This is a genomic window from Micromonospora sp. NPDC048830, assembly GCF_043198215.1.
Classification (GTDB): Bacteria; Actinomycetota; Actinomycetes; order Mycobacteriales; family Micromonosporaceae; genus Micromonospora.
In genome coordinates this window covers 79119-95779 of record NZ_JBICUP010000001.1, presented here as the reverse complement: position 1 = coordinate 95779, position 16661 = coordinate 79119, and the positions used below count along the sequence as shown (strand labels likewise).

Sequence of the window (16661 nt, the reverse complement as noted above, 5' to 3'; positions counted from 1 at the left end):
ACGCTGCGTCAATGCTCACTGATCACTTGAAAGGACCGCACCGCATCGACCACCGTCGGCCAGACCGCCGACTCCGGATCGATAAGCCCGAAGTGCTCGCATTCCGGCAGCTCGACCAGGCGCGTCGGGCTGCCCGCCGCCCGCGCCGCCTCGGCGTACGCGCGGCTCAACGCCACCGGCACCTGGCGGTCCAGCAGACCGTGCACGATCACGGTAGGCGTCGATCCGTTCACCAGGGTGCGGGGGTCGGCCGCGGCGTACCGCTCGGGGTGCTCCTCCGGGCCGCCGCCGAGCAGCGCGGCCACCGCGCCGGAGTCCAGGTCCAGCCGGTACGCCTCGGCCAGGTCGGCGACCGGGGCCAGGGCCAGCACCCCGCCGACCGTGGCCGGGGCGGACGCGGCGGCGTACAGCGCGAGGTGGCCGCCGGCCGAGTGGCCGACCAGCAGCGGCGGGCCCGGCGGCATCCGGTCCCCCAGCACCGGCGCGGCCAGCTCCGGCAGCGCCGCCACCCCGGTGAGCACGTCGGTCAGCGTGCCCGGCCAGCCGCCGCCCGGCTGCCCGGTCCGCCGGTACTCCAACTGCGCGACCGGGTGGCCGAGCGCGGCCAGGGCCGCCGCGAGCGGACCCGTGTGGGTGCGGTCGTACTCGGCCCGCCAGAAGCCGCCGTGCACCACGACGACCAGGGGCCGCGCGGGGCCGTCGCCCGCCGGGAGGCGCAGGTCGGCGATCTGGTCCGGGTGCCCGCCGTACGCGACGGTGGCGTCCGGGGGCGGGGCGGGGCGGCTGAGTACGGCGCGGGGATCGGCGGACACGTCGGCGACGGTAGCGTGCCCGGCCGCGCCACGCTGTCACCCTTACCGGTCCCGGCGAGCGTCCACGGCACCCGCTGCGCGAAGATGGAACGCATGACCGAAGCGCGTTCCCCTGGACACAACGACGAGCCGGGCCACGACGGCACCGGTCACTCCGGCACGGTGGTGGTGGTCGGCCCGGACGGCCGGCCGGTCGGCACCGTGCAGACCGACGAGGGCGCGGGCGAGGACCCGACCCGCCTGGTCGAGCAGCCGGCCAAGGTGATGCGGATCGGCAGCATGATCAAGCAGCTGCTGGAGGAGGTCAAGGCCGCTCCGCTGGACGACGCCAGCCGCCACCGGATGCGGGAGATCCACGAGCGGTCGATCGTCGAGCTGAAGGAGGGCCTGGCCCCCGAGCTCCGCGAGGAGTTGGAGCGCATCTCGCTGCCCTTCACGGAGGACAAGGCGCCCAGCGAGGGTGAGCTGCGCATCGCGCACGCCCAGCTCGTCGGCTGGCTGGAGGGGCTGTTCCACGGCATCCAGGCAGCGCTGGTCGCCCAGCAGATGGCGGCGCGGGTGCAGCTGGAGCAGATGCGCTCCGGCCGGGCCGCCCTGCCCAGCGGCCCCGGCGGGATGATCCCGGGCATGCCGGGCATCGGCCAGCCGCAGGGCGGCGAGGGCCACGGCACCGGCCAGTACCTCTGACCGGCGGCGCCGGGCCGGCGAGCGGGCGCAGCGGCCCCGCCCGGCCCGGCGCGCTCAGCCCACCCCGAAGACCTTCTCCAGGTACGCCGCCACGCCGTCCTCCGAGTTCGCCGCCGTGACCTCGTCGGCGATCGCCAGGACGGCGGGGTGCGCGTTGGCCACCGCCACCCCGCGCCCGGCCCAGGTCAGCATCGGCACGTCGTTCGGCATGTCCCCGAACGCCAGCACGTCCCGCGCGTCCACCCCCAGCCGGGCGCAGTACCAGGCCAGGCCGGCGGCCTTCGTCACGCCCGCCGCCGAGATCTCCACCAGCCCCGAGTACGACGAGTGGGTCGCCTCGGCCAGCCCGCGCAGCGCCCCCGCCACCACCTGGACGAACACGTCCGGGTCCTGCTCGCCGGCCCGGGCCAGCAGCTTCACCGCCGGCATCGAGTGCAGCTCCTCCGGCGACTCGATCGCTCTGATCAGGTCGGTGTCGGCGTCCCAGCGCAGCGGGTAGTGCGCCTCGTGCCGCATCTCGCGGCTGTCCACGATCTCCACCGCGAAGGTGACCCCGGGCACCTCGGCGCGCAGCCGGCGGGCCACCTCGGCGAGCAGTTCCGGCGCCAGCGGGTCGGCCCGCAGCACCTCGTCTGCCGTCGGGTCGTACACCACGGCGCCGTTCGCGCAGATCGCCGGGAGGGGTTCGGCGAGCTGCTCGTACACCAGCTTGAGCCAGCGGATGGGACGGCCGGTGACCAGCACGACCGGCGTGCCCCGCGCGGCCAGCCGGGTCAGCACGTCCCGGGTGCGCGGTCTGACGGTCCGCTCGTCGTCGAGCAGAGTGCCGTCGATGTCGCTGGCCACCAGCCGTGGAGTCTCTCCCATCACCGGGAGAGTAGCCGGTCCAGGTAGATCGCGACGCCGTCGTCGTCGTTGCGCAGGGTCACCTCGTCCGCGGCGGCCCGGACCAGCGGGTGCGCGTTCGCCACGGCCACCCGCGCCCATCCGGCCCACTCGAACATCGGCAGGTCGTTGGGCATGTCCCCGAAGACCAGCACCTCGGCCGGGTCGACCCCGAGCCGCTGCGCCACCACGCTCAGCCCGGACGCCTTGTCCACCCCGGGCGGGCAGATCTCGATGAACCCGAGCCCGGCCTGGGTGAGCGTGGCGACCTCCGGCGGGACGATCCGGCAGGCGGTCTCCAGCAGGACGTCCACGTGGTGGTCGGCCGTCCGCGCGAACGCCTTGATCACGTCGACGGCCAGGCACTCGTCGCGGGTGCGGGCCTCGAACCGGTCCGGGTACGGCCAGCTCGGGTGGTAGTCGCCCCACAGCGGGGCGTCGTGCTCGTCGGACGCCTCGACCATCACGGTGAGCGGGCCGACCTCGGCCTCCAGGTCGGCCAGCAACCGGGCCAGCACGTCCCGGGCGAGCCGCTCGTCGCGCAGCACCACCGGGCCGGCCGGGTCGCTCTGGTCGACCACCCGGCCGCCGCCGGCCATCACGAGGTAGTCGGCCGCGCGGATGTCGTTGCGGGTGAGCTCGGCGAGCCGGGGACCCCGGCCGGTCGCCCCGACCACCGGGATGCCGGCGGCCCGCACCCGGTCGAGCACCCCGTGGGTGTACGCGGAGACGGTGTCGTCGCTGCGGACCAGCGTGCCGTCGAGGTCCGTGGCGATCAGCTTGGGCAGGCCCGGGCGGGTCATGGTTCCTCCTTCGCCCGCCGCCGTCGCACCGGCCGTTCTCGGTCGTCGGTGCCTCGACCGGTAGGACGGCGGGCAGCAACCGTACCTCGCCGAACAGGCCGCAACCATGGCTTCCTGACGAATCGGGCACCAACGGAGGGCGACCTCCGGGTGTCCCCGGGTCGGGTCAGCGTGGCGGCTCGGGCCGGGCGAAGGGCACGGTCGGCTGGACGGTGAGGTCGGCCGGGGCGGGCGGCAGGTCGTCGGCCCGGGACGACGGACGCCGCGCCGCGCCCCGCCAGCTCCACGCCCGGCCGGGACCGCTCCCGTCGGCGGAGGCGTCGTCCTCCTCCGGGCCGGCCTCGCCCGGAGCGTCCCCGCGCGCGGCGGCGTCGCCGGGCGCGTCGAGCCGGCCGGCGAGGTGCAGCGCCACCGCCAGCAGCGCGCACGCCGCGAAGGCCATCTCCAGCCCCCGGCCGTACTCGACCTTGAAGCCGTCCTCGGACGTGTAGAACAGCATCCGTCGGCCAACCTCGTCCAGCGCGAACGTCATGGCCGCCAGGAGGCCGAGCCCGGCCGCGGCCAGCGCGAGGCCGGCCACCCGCGCGTTCCGCCGCGCGCCGGCCGTGCCGTGCAGGGCGAGGGCGACCGCCGCGACCAGCCCGAACAGCCCGAACAGGTAGCCCGTCCCGAACCCGCCGATGTCGGACACCCCGGCCGGCACCCGCAGGCTGGTGCTCCCGTCGGGGCCGCTGTTCGGCACGGTCATCACCAGCCACTCCCCGGCCAGCGAGGCGAACGCGGCCGCGGCGCCGAGGCCGGCGGGCACCAGGGGGAAGCGGCGGTCCCGCGTCAGCCCGGACAAGGGCCGGCCCGCCCGGCCGGGTGGGGGCCGCTCCGTACCGCCCCACTCCACGACGGCCGCCCCATCGGATCGGTCGTCCTGCCGGGGAATGGGGAGATCCTGGGACATGGGCCACCTCTCCGCCGCTCGCGGGCCTGAGGCGAATCATGACACAGGTGGCCGCATCGGCGGGATTCGCGCGGTCTGTGGTTCCCTGGGTGGGATCGGGGGGCAGTCGGTCGCCGGGGCGCCGGGCTTTCCGTTAGCGTCGGGACATGCCTATCCGTACCGCTTCCGCACGCTGGCAGGGCGATCTCGCCGAGGGCTCCGGCACGGTCCGCACCGGCAAGGGCGGACTCCAGGGGAACTACTCGTTCAAGTCGCGCTTCGAGGAGGGCGAGGGGACCAATCCCGAGGAGCTGATCGGGGCCGCCCACGCGGCCTGCTTCTCGATGGCCCTGTCCAAGCAGCTCGCCGACGCCGGCGCCACCGGCACCTCCGTCGAGACCACGGCCAAGGTGCACTTCGACAAGACCGACGCGGGCATGACCGTGACCCGGATCGACCTGGAAACGGTCGGCCAGGCCCCGGGCCTGGACGACGCCCAGTTCGCCAAGCTGGCCGAGACCGCCAAGGAGAACTGCCCGATCTCGCGGCTGCTGTCCCCGGGCGCGCAGATCAGCCTCACCGCCCGCCTCGCCTCCTGAGGATCTGCCCCGCCCCCGCCGCACGGCCCGGCCCCCGCCGCACGGCCGGCCCCGGAGGAATCGCCCGCCGGGGATTGTTCCGTCCGGCGTGGATCTTGCGGGTCGGGCGGCGGCGGGCCGGGTCGGCGAAGATGGGGGCGTGGCGATGGAGATGAGCCGGGAGCGCTTCGAGGAGCTCGTGGGAGAGGCCCTCGACGAGGTTCCCGAAGAGCTGCTCGGGCTGATGAGCAACGTGGTGATCCTGGTCGAGGACGACCCGCCCCCGGGCGACGAGGACCTGCTCGGCCTGTACGAGGGGCACGCCCTCACCGAACGCGGCTGGGACTACTCCGGCGTCCTGCCCGACCGCATCCTCATCTACCGCCGTCCCATCCTGCGGATCTGCGACAGCGAGGAGGACGTCGTCGACGAGGTGGCCGTGACGGTGGTGCACGAGATCGCCCACCACTTCGGCATCGACGACGACCGGTTGCACGAGCTGGGCTGGGCCTGAGTCTGCCCCCGCCACCGTTCCGGGCGATGTGCCCGGGTTGCGATCGTCGCCTACCCTCCGGACAGGCACTTTCCCCGTCAGGAGGCACCTCGATGCGCAGCGCGCTGTTCTCGGCAGAGAACCTGGAGAAGGAGTCCGCCCAGCCCGGCATGCGGCTGCAGAACTCCAAGATGTTGAAGATCGAACTCAACGGCGAGGCGATGGCCCGGGTCGGGTCGATGGTCGCCTACCAGGGGCAGGTGCAGTTCCAGGCGCTCGGCTCCGGCGGCCTGGGCAAGTTCATCAAGCAGAAGCTCACCGGTGAGGGCGTTCCGCTGATGAAGCTCACCGGCCGGGGCGACGTCTTCCTCGCCGAGCTGGCCAAGGACGTGCACATCATCGACCTGGAGCCGGGCGACGCCCTCTCCATCAACGGCTCCAGCGTGCTGGCGTTCGACTCCACCCTCCAGTACGACATCCGCATGGTCGGTGGCGCCGGCATGGCCTCCTCCTCCGGCCTGTTCAACTGCGTTTTCACCGGCTACGGCCGGATCGCGATCACGACCAAGGGCACGCCGGTCGTGCTCAACGTCGACGCGCCGACGTACGTGGACCCGCAGGCCGCCGTCTGCTGGTCGGCCAGCCTCCAGACCGGCTACCACCGGGCCGAGCAGCTCGGCCTGGGCACGCTGCTCGGCCGCACCACCGGCGAGGCGTTCACGATGAGCTTCGCGGGGCAGGGCTTCGTGGTGGTGCAGCCGTCGGAGGAGCCGCCGGTCATGGGCAGTGGGGCCCAGCAGCAGCAGGGCGGCCTGTTGGGCGGCCTGCTGAGCTGACCGGCGGCGGGGCGCTCCGGCGACGGGGGCGCCCCGCGCGCTCGGCTCGTCCGGCGGGCAGCCGGACCCCGCTTCGGCTCAGCCCTCCCGCGCGGTCAGCTCAGCTCCCCCGCGCGAAGCCGGGACAGCCACGCCGCCGCGTCGGCGTAGTCGACGTCCGAGAGACCGGCGGGCGGGGGGACCGGTCGCTCGGTCGCCCCCTCGGCCCAGCGGTGCCGGCGGTACGACCCGAGGAAGCGTACGTCCGCGCAGACCCGGCGCAGACCCTGCAACGCCTCCCCGAGCCGGACGTCGGCGACGTGCCCCGTGCAGTCGAGGAAGAAGACGTACCGGCCGAGCGCCTCGCCCGTCGGGCGGGACTCGATCCGGGTCAGGTTGATCCCGCGCACGGCCAGCTCCATCAGCACCGACAGCAGGGCACCCACCCGGTCGTGGGCGATGTACACGGCCAGCGACGTGACGTCGTCCCCGGTGGGGGGCGGGGGCGGGCCGGGCCGGGACAGCAGGGCGAACCGGGTCACGGCGTCCGGGTGGTCGGCGATCTTGTCGGCCAGCACGGCCAGCCGGTGCCGGGCCGCCCCGATCGGGGCGCAGATCGCGGCGTCGTACTCGCCCGCGGCCGCGCCCGCGGCGGCGGCCCCGTTGGACAGCACGTCGATCACTACGGCGTCTGGCAGGTACGCCCGCAGCCAGCCCCGGCACTGGGTGGACGCCTGCGGGTGGGCGGCCACCGAGCGGATCGACGCCAGCGTCGTCCCCGGCCGGGCGCCGAGCACGAACTGGACCGGCAGGATCACCTCCCGGGTGATCACCAGGGGCTCCCCCTCGGCCAGTTCGTCGAGGGTGACCCCGACGGCGCCGCCGATCGAGTTCTCCAGGGGCACGAGGGCGGCGTCCGCGTCCCCGGCCCGTACGCTCTCCAGCGCCTCGCCGACGCTGCGCGCGGGCGTGCGGGTGCCGTGCTCCGCGGCGGGCACGGTGCGCAGCGCCTGCTCGGCGAAGGTGCCCTCGGGGCCGAGGTAGGCGAAGCGGGTGGGTGGTGTTCCCGGCATACCGCCAGCCTACGCACCCGGTACGCCGGCCGTGCCGCCGTCGCACGCGAGCGCCCGGATGCCGCCCGGCGCGGACACCCGTACCTCGATCGTGCAGACGTCGGTGCCCGCGGTGACCAGCTTCAACGCGCCCGGCCGGCCCCGGGTGACCACCTGCAGCTCCTCGTGCCCGGTCACCCGGAGCACGGTGTACTGCCAGTCCCCGGCGCAGAGCGGGCCCTGGCGCACCCGTACCTCGGCCGACCGGGGCAGCACCCCGGCGCTGCCGCGCACGAGCGAGACCACCCGGTTGCCCGACGGGCCGTTGCGGCAGTCGGTGGCGACCAGGTCGGCGGCGGCGGTGGTCGGCGGGGCGAACGGGGGCGGGGTGACCGTCGGCGCGGTGGACGGGCCCGGGGTGGGCGAGGCGCCCGCCGCCGTGGGGCTGGGCGACTGGGCCGGCAGGCGGAGTTCGGGCGGCACCCCGCAGCCGCCCAGCGTCACGGCGGCGAGGGAGGCGACGGCCAGCAGCGTGACCGTCGTGGGTGGCCGGCGGGGCGCGGTGCGGTGCGGGGTGGTGGGCGGCACGAGCCGATCCTTGCATCGGAGAACATCGTTGCGGCCGGATGGCCGAGCCCATCGTAGAAGCTGCCGGCGCGCCGGTGAAGAGCGGCGGCCGGCGGTACGCGACCGGCCGGGTCGCGGCGTCCGGACCGACGCCGTGCCGGGTCGGTGGCGCTGAGGCGCGGGCCGTGCCAGTCAGCCAGGACGCGGGCCGTGCCCGTCAGCTGAGGCACGGGCCATGCCGTCAGCCGCGGCGCGGCGATGCGGGCCAGTCGAGGAGGCGGTGCCGTCAGTCGAGAATCCGGTGCCCGGCGCGGCGCAGCGCGGCCGTGGCCTCGCCCAGCCGGACGGCCGGCACGAGCACGTGGTCGGTGTCGTAGGTGGAGAATGCCACCGCGTTGACCCGGGCCTGCGCGAGCGGGGCGACCAACGAGGCGAGTGTGCCGGTCACCGCCAGGTCGAGCGGCCCGACAACCCGCAGGCAACGCCAGTCGGTCTCGGCCTCTGCCGGAGCGCGGGCGGCCGGGCAGATCACCGAGACCCCGTCGATGGACCAGCTGACGCTCACCACCTCGCTGTCGCCCAGCTCGGCCCACAGGGCTGGCCGGAGGGCGGCGTCGGTGGCCAGCCGGCACACCGCGTACTCTCCCGGCAGCAGAGCGACATCGAGCATGATGGCACCTTACGGCCTGAGCGGCTCGACGCCCCAGCTCCGCCGGTGCGGCGAACGCCACATTTATGCTGGTCACGGTGAAGCTGGGCGGATCAGACCGCCGCGAAGAAGGTGAGCGACCCGGCGACCTGGCCGTCGGTCAGCACCGGCGTGGAGATGGCGTCCACGGTCGGGTCGGGGCAACCCGCCGCCGCGGCCTGGACCCGTAGCAGCCCGCGCGCGAGGCGGCCGGAATGCAGGGCGAGCAGCGGTGGGATCTTGTCGGTCTCCTGCTCGGTCAACTCTCCGCGGTGGGCGGTGAAGTCGAGCAGGCGCAGGCAGCCGTCGAGCAGCGGCAGCCCGATCACGTCCTCCGGGCAGCCGAGGCAGAGCAGCTCGCAGCCGGACGCCGAGACCGCGACGACCCGGGTCTCGGCGTCGATGAGCAGACACGGCTCGGCCGCGCAGGAGACCGTGACGGACCACTGCCCGAAGTTGTCGGACTCCTGCGCCGGCGGTGTCCGGGCGTCGGGCACGAACACTTCCGAGAGCGAGAGTTCGACGTGAGCCACCGCGCCTCCTATGTGCACCGACTGTCTGTCCACGCTAGCCGGTCGACCAGCGAGCGTTGGCCGCGCTGGCGCCACCGAGCCGCCGGTGGTCGGTTGCCCTGGACCGGGCGGCCGGCGACGGCGCGGCCGGATTGCTGCTCTGCGTACGGACCGGAACGCGTGGCGTCGCCGGAGACGTTACCGGCGGTTGGCCGGCTTGTCAGCCGCCGTTCGGCCCGCGTCGTACCACCGGTAGTCGGCCGCTGGACGGTACGTGCCGTTCATCCAGGTGCCAGGGTGCTGCGCGACCCGGGCCAGCTTCTCGGCGGTCGTCGGACTGATCCGGTTTCCCCCGGCGACGAGCAGCCGGTCCAGCTCCCGGTGGGTGGCCATCAGGCAGTCCTTCGGCAGGCCGTAGACGCTGATGACGCCGGAGCCGACGAAGGTCAGCACCGGCGTCACCGGGATTTGCAGCCCCACCGCCTGGGAGAGGGCCTTGCTCGCCCGCTTGGCGTCCCTGCGGGCCTCGGCGACGTAGGGCGGTCGCTTGCCGTTGATCTGGACGACGTCGCCGGCCACCAGCACCCGGGCCCTGCCGTGGTCGGCGATCGTCACCGCGTACAGGCCGCCGGGGCCGATGGCGAGGAAACCCGCGCGATCGTCCTGGGCCTGGTCGAAGAGGAGATCCGCCGCGTCGGTGCGGGGCCACTCGATGACGTGCCAGGCCGGACCGAGGTGGTCGAGCCGACTCAGCGCCCGCGCCCCGGCCGCCTCCAACCGGCGGGCGCCGCGCTCGGCGCGCCGGCGACGAGCCCACTCCAGCGGGTTCGGGCGAACCGGCTCCAGCGCCCCCGGCGCCTCGGCCCGGGGGTGTGGCACCGCGACGGGCGGCAGTGCCCGGGCGGTAGGTCCGACACGGCGTGCGGGAAAGACAGTCATCGCGACCTCCGGCAAAAGGTCCCTCGAAGTTATCTTCTCACTACCCTACGTCGCCAGACCGGGTGCCCGGCAAGTCTAACGGCCGGAGTGAGTGTGGATGAATGCCATATTCATCCACAGTCGTTTTACCGGATGCCGCCAATCCCTGCCCTACGCTGGGGCGGGTGACCCACTACGTGGACAGCGAGGTCGGCCGGCTCGGCACGGTGCTGCTGCACCGACCGGGCCCGGAGCTGGCCCGACTCACCCCCCGCAACAACGACTCACTCCTCTTCGACGCTATCCCATGGGTGGGCCGCGCGCAGGAGGAGCACGACGCGTTCGCCGCGGCGCTGCGCGAGCGCGGGGTGGAGGTGCTGTACCTCGCCACCCTGCTCGCCGAGACCCTCGCCGTCACCGATGCCCGCGCCGAGCTGACCGAGCAGGTGCTGCGCTCGCCCCGGCTCGGCGACGCCCTGCGCCGCCGGATCGCCGACCACCTCGCGTACCTGGACCCGGCCGCCCTCGCCGACGTACTCATCGCCGGTCTCGCGCACGAGGAGCTGCGGATCAGCCAGGAGCGGCCCGGTGGGCTGGTCTACGCCCTGATGGACCGGCACGACTTCGTCATCGACCCGCTGCCCAACCTGCTGTTCACCCGCGACTCCTCACTGTGGATCGCCGACCGGGTCGGGGTGACCAGCCTCGCCATGCTCGCCCGCCGCCGGGAGAGCACCATCACCCACGCCATCTACCGCTACCACCCACGGTTCGCCGGCACCCGGTTCGTCTACGGGCCGGAGCTGGAGCACCTGGAGGGCGGGGACGTGCTGCTGCTCGCCCCGGGCGTGCTCGCCGTCGGGGTGGGCGAGCGGACCACCCCCGCCGGGGCGGAGCGCCTCGCCCGACAGGTGTTCGCCGCCGGGCTGGCACACACCATTCTCGTGGTCCCGATCGCCCAGGAGCGGGCCACCATGCACCTGGACACGGTCTGCACCATGGTCGACGTCGACGCCGTGCTGATGTACCCCAACGTCGCGACCACGCTGTCCGCGTACACGGTGGTCGCCGGCCCGGACGGGGAGCCGCAGGTGGACGGGCCCGCGCCGTTCCTGCGCGCCGCCGCCGACGCGATGGACCTCGACCAGCTCCGCGTCATCGACACCGGCCTCGACCCGGTGACGGCCGAGCGGGAGCAGTGGGACGACGGCAACAACACCCTCGCGCTCGCCCCCCGGCTCTGCGTCGGGTACGAACGCAACACCGAGACCAACGCCCAGCTGGAACGGGCGGGCATCGAGGTGATCCCGATCGCCGGCTCCGAGCTGGGCTCCGGCCGGGGCGGCCCCCGGTGCATGTCCTGCCCGCTGGTCCGCGAGCCGCTGAAGCGGTGAGGAGGGGCAGCTCAGCGGAGGGTGAGCTGGCGGCCGAGCAGCCCGTGCCGCGCCCGCCGGCCCGCCGCGTCCAGCGGGTCCTTGTCCTCCAGCGCCTCGGCGTACCGCTTGGCGAACTCCGTCACCGGCTCCTCCCACTCGGCGGCCGGCACGTCCTCGGGCAGGTCCCACACCGGCACCAGGCGGCCGTGCGCGCGGAACATGCCGGCGAAGCGGGTGTTGCCGCCGAGGGTCAGCGTGCCGGCCGCGCTCAGCCGGGCCAGCGCGTCCAGCGCGGCGTCCTCGTCGTCCGGGAGGACCCAGCGCACGTGCGCCTTCTCGGGCACCTGGCACCAGTACGCGGCGCGGGCGGCGGCGAGCCGTACGGTCGGATAGATCGCCGCGTTGGCCCGCTCCAGCGACGCCTGGACGGTCGGGTCGTCGGCGGCGCCCGGGTCGAGCCAGAACTCGAACCCGTCGTGCATGGTGATCTCCAGCGAGCCGTCGACCAGGGCGTCCTGGAGCCGGGGCCCGGGCCCCGGCAGCGGCGGCACGGACACCGACTTGCCCGGTTCGGTACCCAGTGCGCAGAGCAGGGCGTCGGCCAGGTCCCGGGAGACGTCCCCGGACTGCTGGTGGCGCTGGAGCCCGATGAACACCCGCCCGTCCGGCTTGCTCATCGCCGGGGCGGCCATCGGCAGCACGGTCGCCAGGGTCACCTGCCGGTCGCCGTACTCCTCGACCAACGCGGGGGCGAGCCGCAGCGGCGCGGACGCCGCCGGGACCAGCTCGCGCAGGGCGATCCACTCGGGCTCGTCGGTCAGGCCCTCGAACGGTCGGGGCACGAAGACGTCCCGCACCTTCTCCCGCTTGGGGGTGGCTTCGGCGGCCCGCTGGCTCTTTCGACGCTTGCTCACGGCGAGACAGCCTAGAGGCCGAAGCGGAACGGCGTGGGGACGACCCGCCCTCGCACCGTACGATCGCCGGTCAGCCCGCGACGAGCAGGTCGGGTCGGTCGGCGCACGCGGGGTCGAACTCGGCCCAGACACACTGGCCCAGGCCGTCCCGGTCGACGCCCCACCGGCTGGCGAGCCCGGCGACGATGTGCAGGCCACGGCCGTCGACGGCGTCCGGGCTGGCCGCCCGCAGCCGAGGGCCGACGGTCGCCCCGCCGTCGGTCACCCGGAGCTGGACGACCTGCCCGCCGGAAACCGGGCGCAGCCGCCAGGCCACCCGGACCACCCCGCCGGGAAGCGGGTCGGCGTGCCGGATCGCGTTGCCGACCAGCTCGGCCAGAACGGCCACCAGGTCGGCCAGCAGGACGGGGGAGACCAGGCCGCCCAGCTCGTCGGCGAGCCGGTGCCGGGCCAGCCGCGCACCGGTGGCCTGGTGCGGCACGACCACGCACCATGAACGCTCGACCGGCCCTGTCGCCACCGCCGCTCCTCACTCGCCCCGCCGAGCCGCCCCGCTCGCCGGTGCTCACCGGCGCGGCAGCCGCACCTCTGCGACCGTACCCCCACCTGACCTCGGTCGGAGGGATACCCATCCATTCTGTTGTTCGACGATCCGCCGGACCAGGTACAGGCCGAGACCGGCGCCCGGCTGGCCCCGCCGGCCGTCGGTCTCGCCCTGCCAGAACCGCTCGAACGCCCGCTCCACGTGTTCGGGTGGGATGCCGACCCCCCGGTCGCTGACCCGGAACGAGACGTACCGCCGGGTGGCGGTGGCGGCGATCTCGATCGGGGAGTCCGGCGGGGAGTGCTTGTCGGCGTTGGTGCCCAGCTCGGTCAGCACGGTGACGAGGCTCAGCCGGTCACCGAGCGCCTTCGGCAAATCGGCGGGCAGGTCGAGGACTATCCGGTGGCGCAGGTCGGCGGGCAGGTCGGCGACGGCCGACCGCAGCGCGTCCCCGAGGTCGAACGGCGCGGGCGGCTCGCCCGGGCTCCGGTCGGTAGCCGAGGTGAGCAGCCGGTCGACCAGCCGGGCCAGCTCGTTGGTCCGCTGCCCGATGATCCGGGCGGCCTCCCGCCGGTCGGCGTCGGTCAGCGAGTCCCAGTGGTCGGTGAGGGTGTCCGCGTACCCCTTGATGACGGTGACCGGGGTGCGCAGCGCGTGGCTGGTGACCGCGACGAACAGGTCGCGGTCCTCGTCGCGCAGCTGTTGTTCGGTGGTGTCCCGGAGGGTGACCACCCGTAGCCCGCCCGGGCCGGGCACCTCCCCCGACGTGACGCGCACCCACCGCCCGTCGGGCAGCCGGTGGTCGAGAACCTGACCGGGCTCCGGGAGCGGGAACGGCAGCGGGCGGTTCAGCGCCTGGGCGGCCGACCGGCCGGTGGCCCGGGCGGCGGCCGGGTTCCAGAGCCGGACGTGGCCGTCCCGGTCGACCACGGCCAGCCCGTCGGCCAGCGCCACCATCGGGCCGTCGCCGTGCGCCGGTTGGCCCGTCCGGTCGCCGTACCTGTTGGCGATGCAGGTGGCGAGGTACGCGACCACCTCGTGCCGCCCGGTGCCGGTCGGGTCGTCCTCGTCCGGGTAGAACGCGTGCAGGCTGCCGACGGTGACCCCGCCGACTTCGGCGCGGGCGACCACCATCCGACGCAGCCCGTGCCTCGCCAGCTCGTCGCCGAACGGGTCCGGGAGCCGGCTGACGTCGACCTCGCGCACGCGGGGGCCGGCGAGCAGGCAGACGGTCGCCGGGTCGGTGGGCGACACCGGTCGGCCGACGGCCCACCCGGCGCTTCCGGCCGCGGCGACGACCCGGCCGCCGGTCGGGGTGAACTCCACGAACGCCGTGCCCGCCGCCCCGATCGCCGGCCCGATGACCTCGAGCAGCCGGGGCAGGTCCGGCAGCCCCGCACCGTCAGAGTTGATCATGTCGATCACGACGTCGTGGCCGGCGAGGAGAGCGGCGGGGGCGATGCGCTCCGGCATGTCCCGAGTGTGCCGCGCCGGTCGGCCCGCCGACACCCCCGGCCGATCACGCTCCCGGTGCCGTCCGGGCAGGCTGGCCGGGAGTTGTGCGACGTCCGGGGAGCGGTGCTGTCCGGGCAGGCTGGCCGGGAGTTGTGCGACGTCCGGGGAGCGGTGCTGTCCGGGCAGGCCGGTCGGGAGTTGTGCGACGTCCGGGGAGCGGTGCTGTCCGGGCAGGTGGGCCGGGAGCTGCGCGACGTCCCACGAGCGGTGCCGTCCGGACAGGTGGGCCGCGAGGTGTGCCGGGTCGGGCGAGCGGTGCCGGCCGGACGCCTGTTCTCGCACCTCCACCCCGTCGCCCCGCTCACCGGCCCAGCCGGGCCAGCGTCTGGGCCGGCCGGTCCGTGATGATCCCGTCCACCCCGGCGTCGAGCACCAGCTCCAGGTCGGCCGGCGCGTTGACCGTCCAGACGTACACCTGGTTCCCGGCGGCCCGCAGCGCGGGCAGCAGTTGCGGGCGGGCCCGGAGCAGGGCGACCCCGGGCCCGGCTATCCGGGTGCCGAACGGCAGCCGACCCAGCCGCAGCCAGCGCGGCAGCACCTCCAGCAGCAGCACCGTCGGCAGCTGCGGGGCGAGGTCGCGGATCCGGCGCACCGCCAACGGCGAGAACGACATCACGGTCACCCGGACCGGGTCGTCCGGTCCCGGCTCGGCCAGGCCGTACCGGCGCAGCAGAGTCACCAGCCGGCGCTCGACGTCCCCGCCGTACCGGGTCGGGTGCTTCGTCTCGATCAGCAGCCGGACCGGCCGGTTGGCGGCCAGCACGGCGTCGAGCAGCCGCTCCAGGGTGAGCAGCCGGGTGTGCGACTCGTCCGGCGGCTCGTCGCCGTCGACCGGGACGCACCCGGGGTGCCAGGAGCCGAAGTCCAGCGCCTCCAGTTCGGCCAGCGTGCGCGCGCTGACCAGCCCGGTGCCGTTGCTGGTCCGATCCAGCCGCCGGTCGTGTACGCAGACCAGGTGGCCGTCGCGGGTCAACCGGACGTCGCACTCCAGCCCGTCGGCGCCCTCGTCGAGGGCCCGCAGGTACGCGGCGAGGGTGTGCTCCGGCAGGTCGGCAGAGGAGCCGCGGTGCGCGAAGACGAGGGGGGCACCCATCTGTCGAGTTGCCTCAGACGACCTGGCCCGGCTGCCCGTCCTCGCCGACCACGGGCCGCCCGGCGGAGGCCCACTCGTACATTCCGCCGTCGACGTTGCGTACCCGGTCCCAGCCGTTCTGCACCAGGTGCGCCACGACGTGCGCGGACCGGCCGCCCGAGCGGCAGATGACGGCCACCTCCCGGTCCTTCGGCACCTCGGCGAGCCGGCCGGGCAGCTCCATCATCGGCAGGTGGTGGGCGCCGGGGGCGTGCCCGGCGGCCCACTCGGCGTCCTCACGGACGTCGAGCAGGTAGGTGTCGTCGCTGATCTCGGTCACGGGGATGCTGGGGATCTGGGGTCCGAACACGGCTACCAAGCCTAGATCCTCGGGGGGCCGCCGTGGGTGCGCGGGAGCCCTCCTGGCGGTCAGAGCCGAGTGACCCAGCGGGGGTTCGCCTGGGCCCACCTGGGCATCCGGGTGCTTCGGACCGCCGCGAAGAGTTGGTCGCCCCCGTCGTCCAGCACCACGTACGAGACCTCGTCGATGGTCTCGGGGTGGGAGGGAAGCTGCACCCCGGTCAGCCCGTCCGGGGGGAGGCCGCGGAGCGTGAGCGCCAGGTCCTCCAGGGGTACGCCGTTGGTGTCGACGGTCAGCGACGCGCCGACCGCCCGGATCAGCCGGTCCAGCCGTACCGGGTCGCCGCGCAGGTTCGTCTCGCCGGCCCGGTCCAGCATCGCCCGGAGCAGTTGCTGCTGGTGGCGTTGCCGGTCGTAGTCGCCGCCGGGCAGGTCGTACCGCTGGCGGACGTAGTCCAGCGCCCGTGCGCCGTCCATCTGCTGACAGCCGGCGGCGAAGTCGTGCCCGGTGTGGATCGAGCGCACCGGGGTGTCGACGCACATGCGGATCCCGCCGAGCAGGTCGACGACCTGCCGCAGCCCGGCGAAGTCGACCAGCGCCGCCCCGTCGAAGCGCAGGCCGGTGAGCCGGGCGAGGGTGGCCGAGAGCAGCCGGACGCCGGCCTCGCCGCCCCCACCGTGCTCGTACGCGGAATTGATCTTGTCGCTGCCGCCCCCGTACCCGTTCGGGGCCGCCGGGATGCTGACCAGCAGGTCCCGGGGGACGGAGATCAGGTACGCCTGTTTCGTGCCGGCCGGCACGTGCACCAGCAGGATGGTGTCCGACCGCTCGTCCGGCCCGCTCTCCCCTGGGCGGCGGTCCGATCCGACGAGCAGGTAGTTGAGCGAGCCGCCGAGGTCGGTACGGTCCCGCCGGGCGCTCGGGTCGAGCAGTTGCTCACGCGCCACGGCGCGGTCGTACCGCCGGCCGAGGATCTCGATCGCGGCCACCGCGGCGCCGGCCAGCAGCACCAGGGCCAGGCCGACCCCGAGCAGCGCGCGGCTCCGCCGGGGTACGCGCCGGCCGGCGGGGCCGCCTCGGTCCCGTCCGGTTCGCCCTGACCTGGCCGTGACGTCCTCCCCGCCGCCGTACGTGAGAC

The 16661-nt window shown here is 74.6% G+C and carries 20 protein-coding genes; 5 read left to right on the top strand and 15 right to left on the bottom strand.

What is annotated here, in order from left to right; genetic code table 11:
* Nucleotides 1-8 precede the first annotated feature (8 nt).
* Nucleotides 9-812 carry an alpha/beta hydrolase family protein gene (locus ACGFIZ_RS00475; protein WP_393413939.1) on the bottom strand — a complete coding sequence of 268 codons (804 nt, stop codon included), beginning with the start codon at nt 810-812 and terminating at the stop codon, nt 9-11.
* Between the two features lie 84 nt (nt 813-896).
* Between ACGFIZ_RS00475 and ACGFIZ_RS00470 the strand changes: the two genes are divergently transcribed.
* Nucleotides 897-1499 carry a bacterial proteasome activator family protein gene (locus ACGFIZ_RS00470; RefSeq protein ID WP_393413936.1) on the top strand — a complete coding sequence of 201 codons (603 nt, stop codon included), beginning with the start codon at nt 897-899 and terminating at the stop codon, nt 1497-1499.
* Nucleotides 1500-1553: 54 nt separating this feature from the next.
* On the opposite strand, the gene ACGFIZ_RS00465 is transcribed toward ACGFIZ_RS00470, so the two are convergent.
* The 3 genes from ACGFIZ_RS00465 to ACGFIZ_RS00455 form a co-directional block, all read right to left on the bottom strand.
* Entirely contained in the window at nt 1554-2366 is an 813-nt protein-coding gene (locus ACGFIZ_RS00465) for an HAD family hydrolase (protein ID WP_393413933.1), read from the bottom strand.
* A complete protein-coding gene (locus ACGFIZ_RS00460) occupies nt 2366-3187 on the bottom strand; it encodes an HAD family hydrolase (RefSeq protein ID WP_393413931.1) in 822 nt (273 codons plus the stop codon). The genes ACGFIZ_RS00465 and ACGFIZ_RS00460 overlap by 1 nt, the downstream gene beginning before the upstream one ends.
* A gap of 166 nt (nt 3188-3353) precedes the next feature.
* Nucleotides 3354-4139 carry a hypothetical protein gene (locus tag ACGFIZ_RS00455; RefSeq protein WP_393413928.1) on the bottom strand — a complete coding sequence of 262 codons (786 nt, stop codon included), beginning with the start codon at nt 4137-4139 and terminating at the stop codon, nt 3354-3356.
* A gap of 146 nt (nt 4140-4285) precedes the next feature.
* Here ACGFIZ_RS00455 and ACGFIZ_RS00450 point away from each other — a divergent pair, with 146 nt between their 5' ends.
* The 3 genes from ACGFIZ_RS00450 to ACGFIZ_RS00440 all read left to right on the top strand — a co-directional run bounded on the left by ACGFIZ_RS00450 (nt 4286) and on the right by ACGFIZ_RS00440 (nt 6025).
* Nucleotides 4286-4717 carry an OsmC family protein gene (locus ACGFIZ_RS00450; RefSeq protein WP_347667343.1) on the top strand — a complete coding sequence of 144 codons (432 nt, stop codon included), beginning with the start codon at nt 4286-4288 and terminating at the stop codon, nt 4715-4717.
* Nucleotides 4718-4862: 145 nt separating this feature from the next.
* Nucleotides 4863-5210, top strand: a complete 348-nt coding sequence (locus ACGFIZ_RS00445) for a metallopeptidase family protein (RefSeq protein ID WP_347667405.1) — start codon at nt 4863-4865, stop codon at nt 5208-5210.
* A 92-nt stretch (nt 5211-5302) separates the two neighbouring features.
* Nucleotides 5303-6025, top strand: coding sequence for an AIM24 family protein (locus ACGFIZ_RS00440; RefSeq protein WP_393413924.1), 723 nt, complete (start codon nt 5303-5305; stop codon nt 6023-6025).
* 95 nt (nt 6026-6120) lie between these two features.
* On the opposite strand, the gene pheA is transcribed toward ACGFIZ_RS00440, so the two are convergent.
* The 5 genes from pheA to ACGFIZ_RS00415 all read right to left on the bottom strand — a co-directional run bounded on the left by pheA (nt 6121) and on the right by ACGFIZ_RS00415 (nt 9762).
* Nucleotides 6121-7077 (bottom strand): prephenate dehydratase, encoded by a 957-nt coding sequence (gene pheA / locus ACGFIZ_RS00435; RefSeq protein WP_393413921.1) that lies wholly within the window; start codon nt 7075-7077, stop codon nt 6121-6123.
* Between the two features lie 9 nt (nt 7078-7086).
* Nucleotides 7087-7587 (bottom strand): hypothetical protein, encoded by a 501-nt coding sequence (locus ACGFIZ_RS00430; RefSeq protein ID WP_393414824.1) that lies wholly within the window; start codon nt 7585-7587, stop codon nt 7087-7089.
* A gap of 322 nt (nt 7588-7909) precedes the next feature.
* Nucleotides 7910-8293, bottom strand: coding sequence for an ACT domain-containing protein (locus tag ACGFIZ_RS00425; protein WP_393413918.1), 384 nt, complete (start codon nt 8291-8293; stop codon nt 7910-7912).
* Between the two features lie 92 nt (nt 8294-8385).
* Nucleotides 8386-8844, bottom strand: coding sequence for a hypothetical protein (locus ACGFIZ_RS00420; RefSeq protein WP_393413915.1), 459 nt, complete (start codon nt 8842-8844; stop codon nt 8386-8388).
* 177 nt (nt 8845-9021) lie between these two features.
* Nucleotides 9022-9762 carry a hypothetical protein gene (locus ACGFIZ_RS00415; protein WP_393413912.1) on the bottom strand — a complete coding sequence of 247 codons (741 nt, stop codon included), beginning with the start codon at nt 9760-9762 and terminating at the stop codon, nt 9022-9024.
* Nucleotides 9763-9926: 164 nt separating this feature from the next.
* On the opposite strand from ACGFIZ_RS00415, the gene ACGFIZ_RS00410 reads away from it, so the two are divergent.
* Nucleotides 9927-11135, top strand: coding sequence for an arginine deiminase (locus ACGFIZ_RS00410; RefSeq protein ID WP_393413909.1), 1209 nt, complete (start codon nt 9927-9929; stop codon nt 11133-11135).
* A gap of 11 nt (nt 11136-11146) precedes the next feature.
* Here the strand turns inward: ACGFIZ_RS00410 and ACGFIZ_RS00405 are convergent, their stop codons facing one another.
* The 6 genes from ACGFIZ_RS00405 to ACGFIZ_RS00380 all read right to left on the bottom strand — a co-directional run bounded on the left by ACGFIZ_RS00405 (nt 11147) and on the right by ACGFIZ_RS00380 (nt 16533).
* Entirely contained in the window at nt 11147-12031 is an 885-nt protein-coding gene (locus ACGFIZ_RS00405) for a DUF5926 family protein (RefSeq protein ID WP_393413906.1), read from the bottom strand.
* A 70-nt stretch (nt 12032-12101) separates the two neighbouring features.
* Nucleotides 12102-12518: an ATP-binding protein gene (locus ACGFIZ_RS00400; protein ID WP_393414821.1), complete on the bottom strand. Its 417-nt coding sequence runs from the start codon at nt 12516-12518 to the stop codon at nt 12102-12104.
* Between the two features lie 78 nt (nt 12519-12596).
* Nucleotides 12597-14048: an ATP-binding protein gene (locus tag ACGFIZ_RS00395; RefSeq protein ID WP_393414818.1), complete on the bottom strand. Its 1452-nt coding sequence runs from the start codon at nt 14046-14048 to the stop codon at nt 12597-12599.
* Nucleotides 14049-14391: 343 nt separating this feature from the next.
* Nucleotides 14392-15183 (bottom strand): glycerophosphodiester phosphodiesterase, encoded by a 792-nt coding sequence (locus tag ACGFIZ_RS00390; RefSeq protein WP_393413903.1) that lies wholly within the window; start codon nt 15181-15183, stop codon nt 14392-14394.
* 13 nt (nt 15184-15196) lie between these two features.
* A complete protein-coding gene (locus ACGFIZ_RS00385; RefSeq protein WP_347667334.1) occupies nt 15197-15532 on the bottom strand; it encodes a rhodanese-like domain-containing protein in 336 nt (111 codons plus the stop codon).
* A 59-nt stretch (nt 15533-15591) separates the two neighbouring features.
* Nucleotides 15592-16533, bottom strand: a complete 942-nt coding sequence (locus ACGFIZ_RS00380; protein ID WP_393413899.1) for an LCP family protein — start codon at nt 16531-16533, stop codon at nt 15592-15594.
* Nucleotides 16534-16661 lie beyond the last annotated feature (128 nt).

Excerpts from the sequence above, each read along its gene's own strand:
- pheA (WP_393413921.1), bottom strand. The coding sequence starts at position 7,077 with ATGCCGGGAACACCACCCACCCGCTTCGCCTACCTCGGCCCCGAGGGC.
- ACGFIZ_RS00470 (WP_393413936.1), top strand. The coding sequence starts at position 897 with ATGGAACGCATGACCGAAGCGCGTTCCCCTGGACACAACGACGAGCCG.
- ACGFIZ_RS00465 (WP_393413933.1), bottom strand. The coding sequence starts at position 2,366 with ATGGGAGAGACTCCACGGCTGGTGGCCAGCGACATCGACGGCACTCTG.
- ACGFIZ_RS00450 (WP_347667343.1), top strand. The coding sequence starts at position 4,286 with ATGCCTATCCGTACCGCTTCCGCACGCTGGCAGGGCGATCTCGCCGAG.
- ACGFIZ_RS00460 (WP_393413931.1), bottom strand. The coding sequence starts at position 3,187 with ATGACCCGCCCGGGCCTGCCCAAGCTGATCGCCACGGACCTCGACGGC.
- ACGFIZ_RS00440 (WP_393413924.1), top strand. The coding sequence starts at position 5,303 with ATGCGCAGCGCGCTGTTCTCGGCAGAGAACCTGGAGAAGGAGTCCGCC.
- ACGFIZ_RS00425 (WP_393413918.1), bottom strand. The coding sequence starts at position 8,293 with ATGCTCGATGTCGCTCTGCTGCCGGGAGAGTACGCGGTGTGCCGGCTG.
- ACGFIZ_RS00445 (WP_347667405.1), top strand. The coding sequence starts at position 4,863 with ATGGAGATGAGCCGGGAGCGCTTCGAGGAGCTCGTGGGAGAGGCCCTC.
- ACGFIZ_RS00395 (WP_393414818.1), bottom strand. The coding sequence starts at position 14,048 with ATGCCGGAGCGCATCGCCCCCGCCGCTCTCCTCGCCGGCCACGACGTC.
- ACGFIZ_RS00455 (WP_393413928.1), bottom strand. The coding sequence starts at position 4,139 with ATGTCCCAGGATCTCCCCATTCCCCGGCAGGACGACCGATCCGATGGG.
- ACGFIZ_RS00415 (WP_393413912.1), bottom strand. The coding sequence starts at position 9,762 with ATGACTGTCTTTCCCGCACGCCGTGTCGGACCTACCGCCCGGGCACTG.
- ACGFIZ_RS00390 (WP_393413903.1), bottom strand. The coding sequence starts at position 15,183 with ATGGGTGCCCCCCTCGTCTTCGCGCACCGCGGCTCCTCTGCCGACCTG.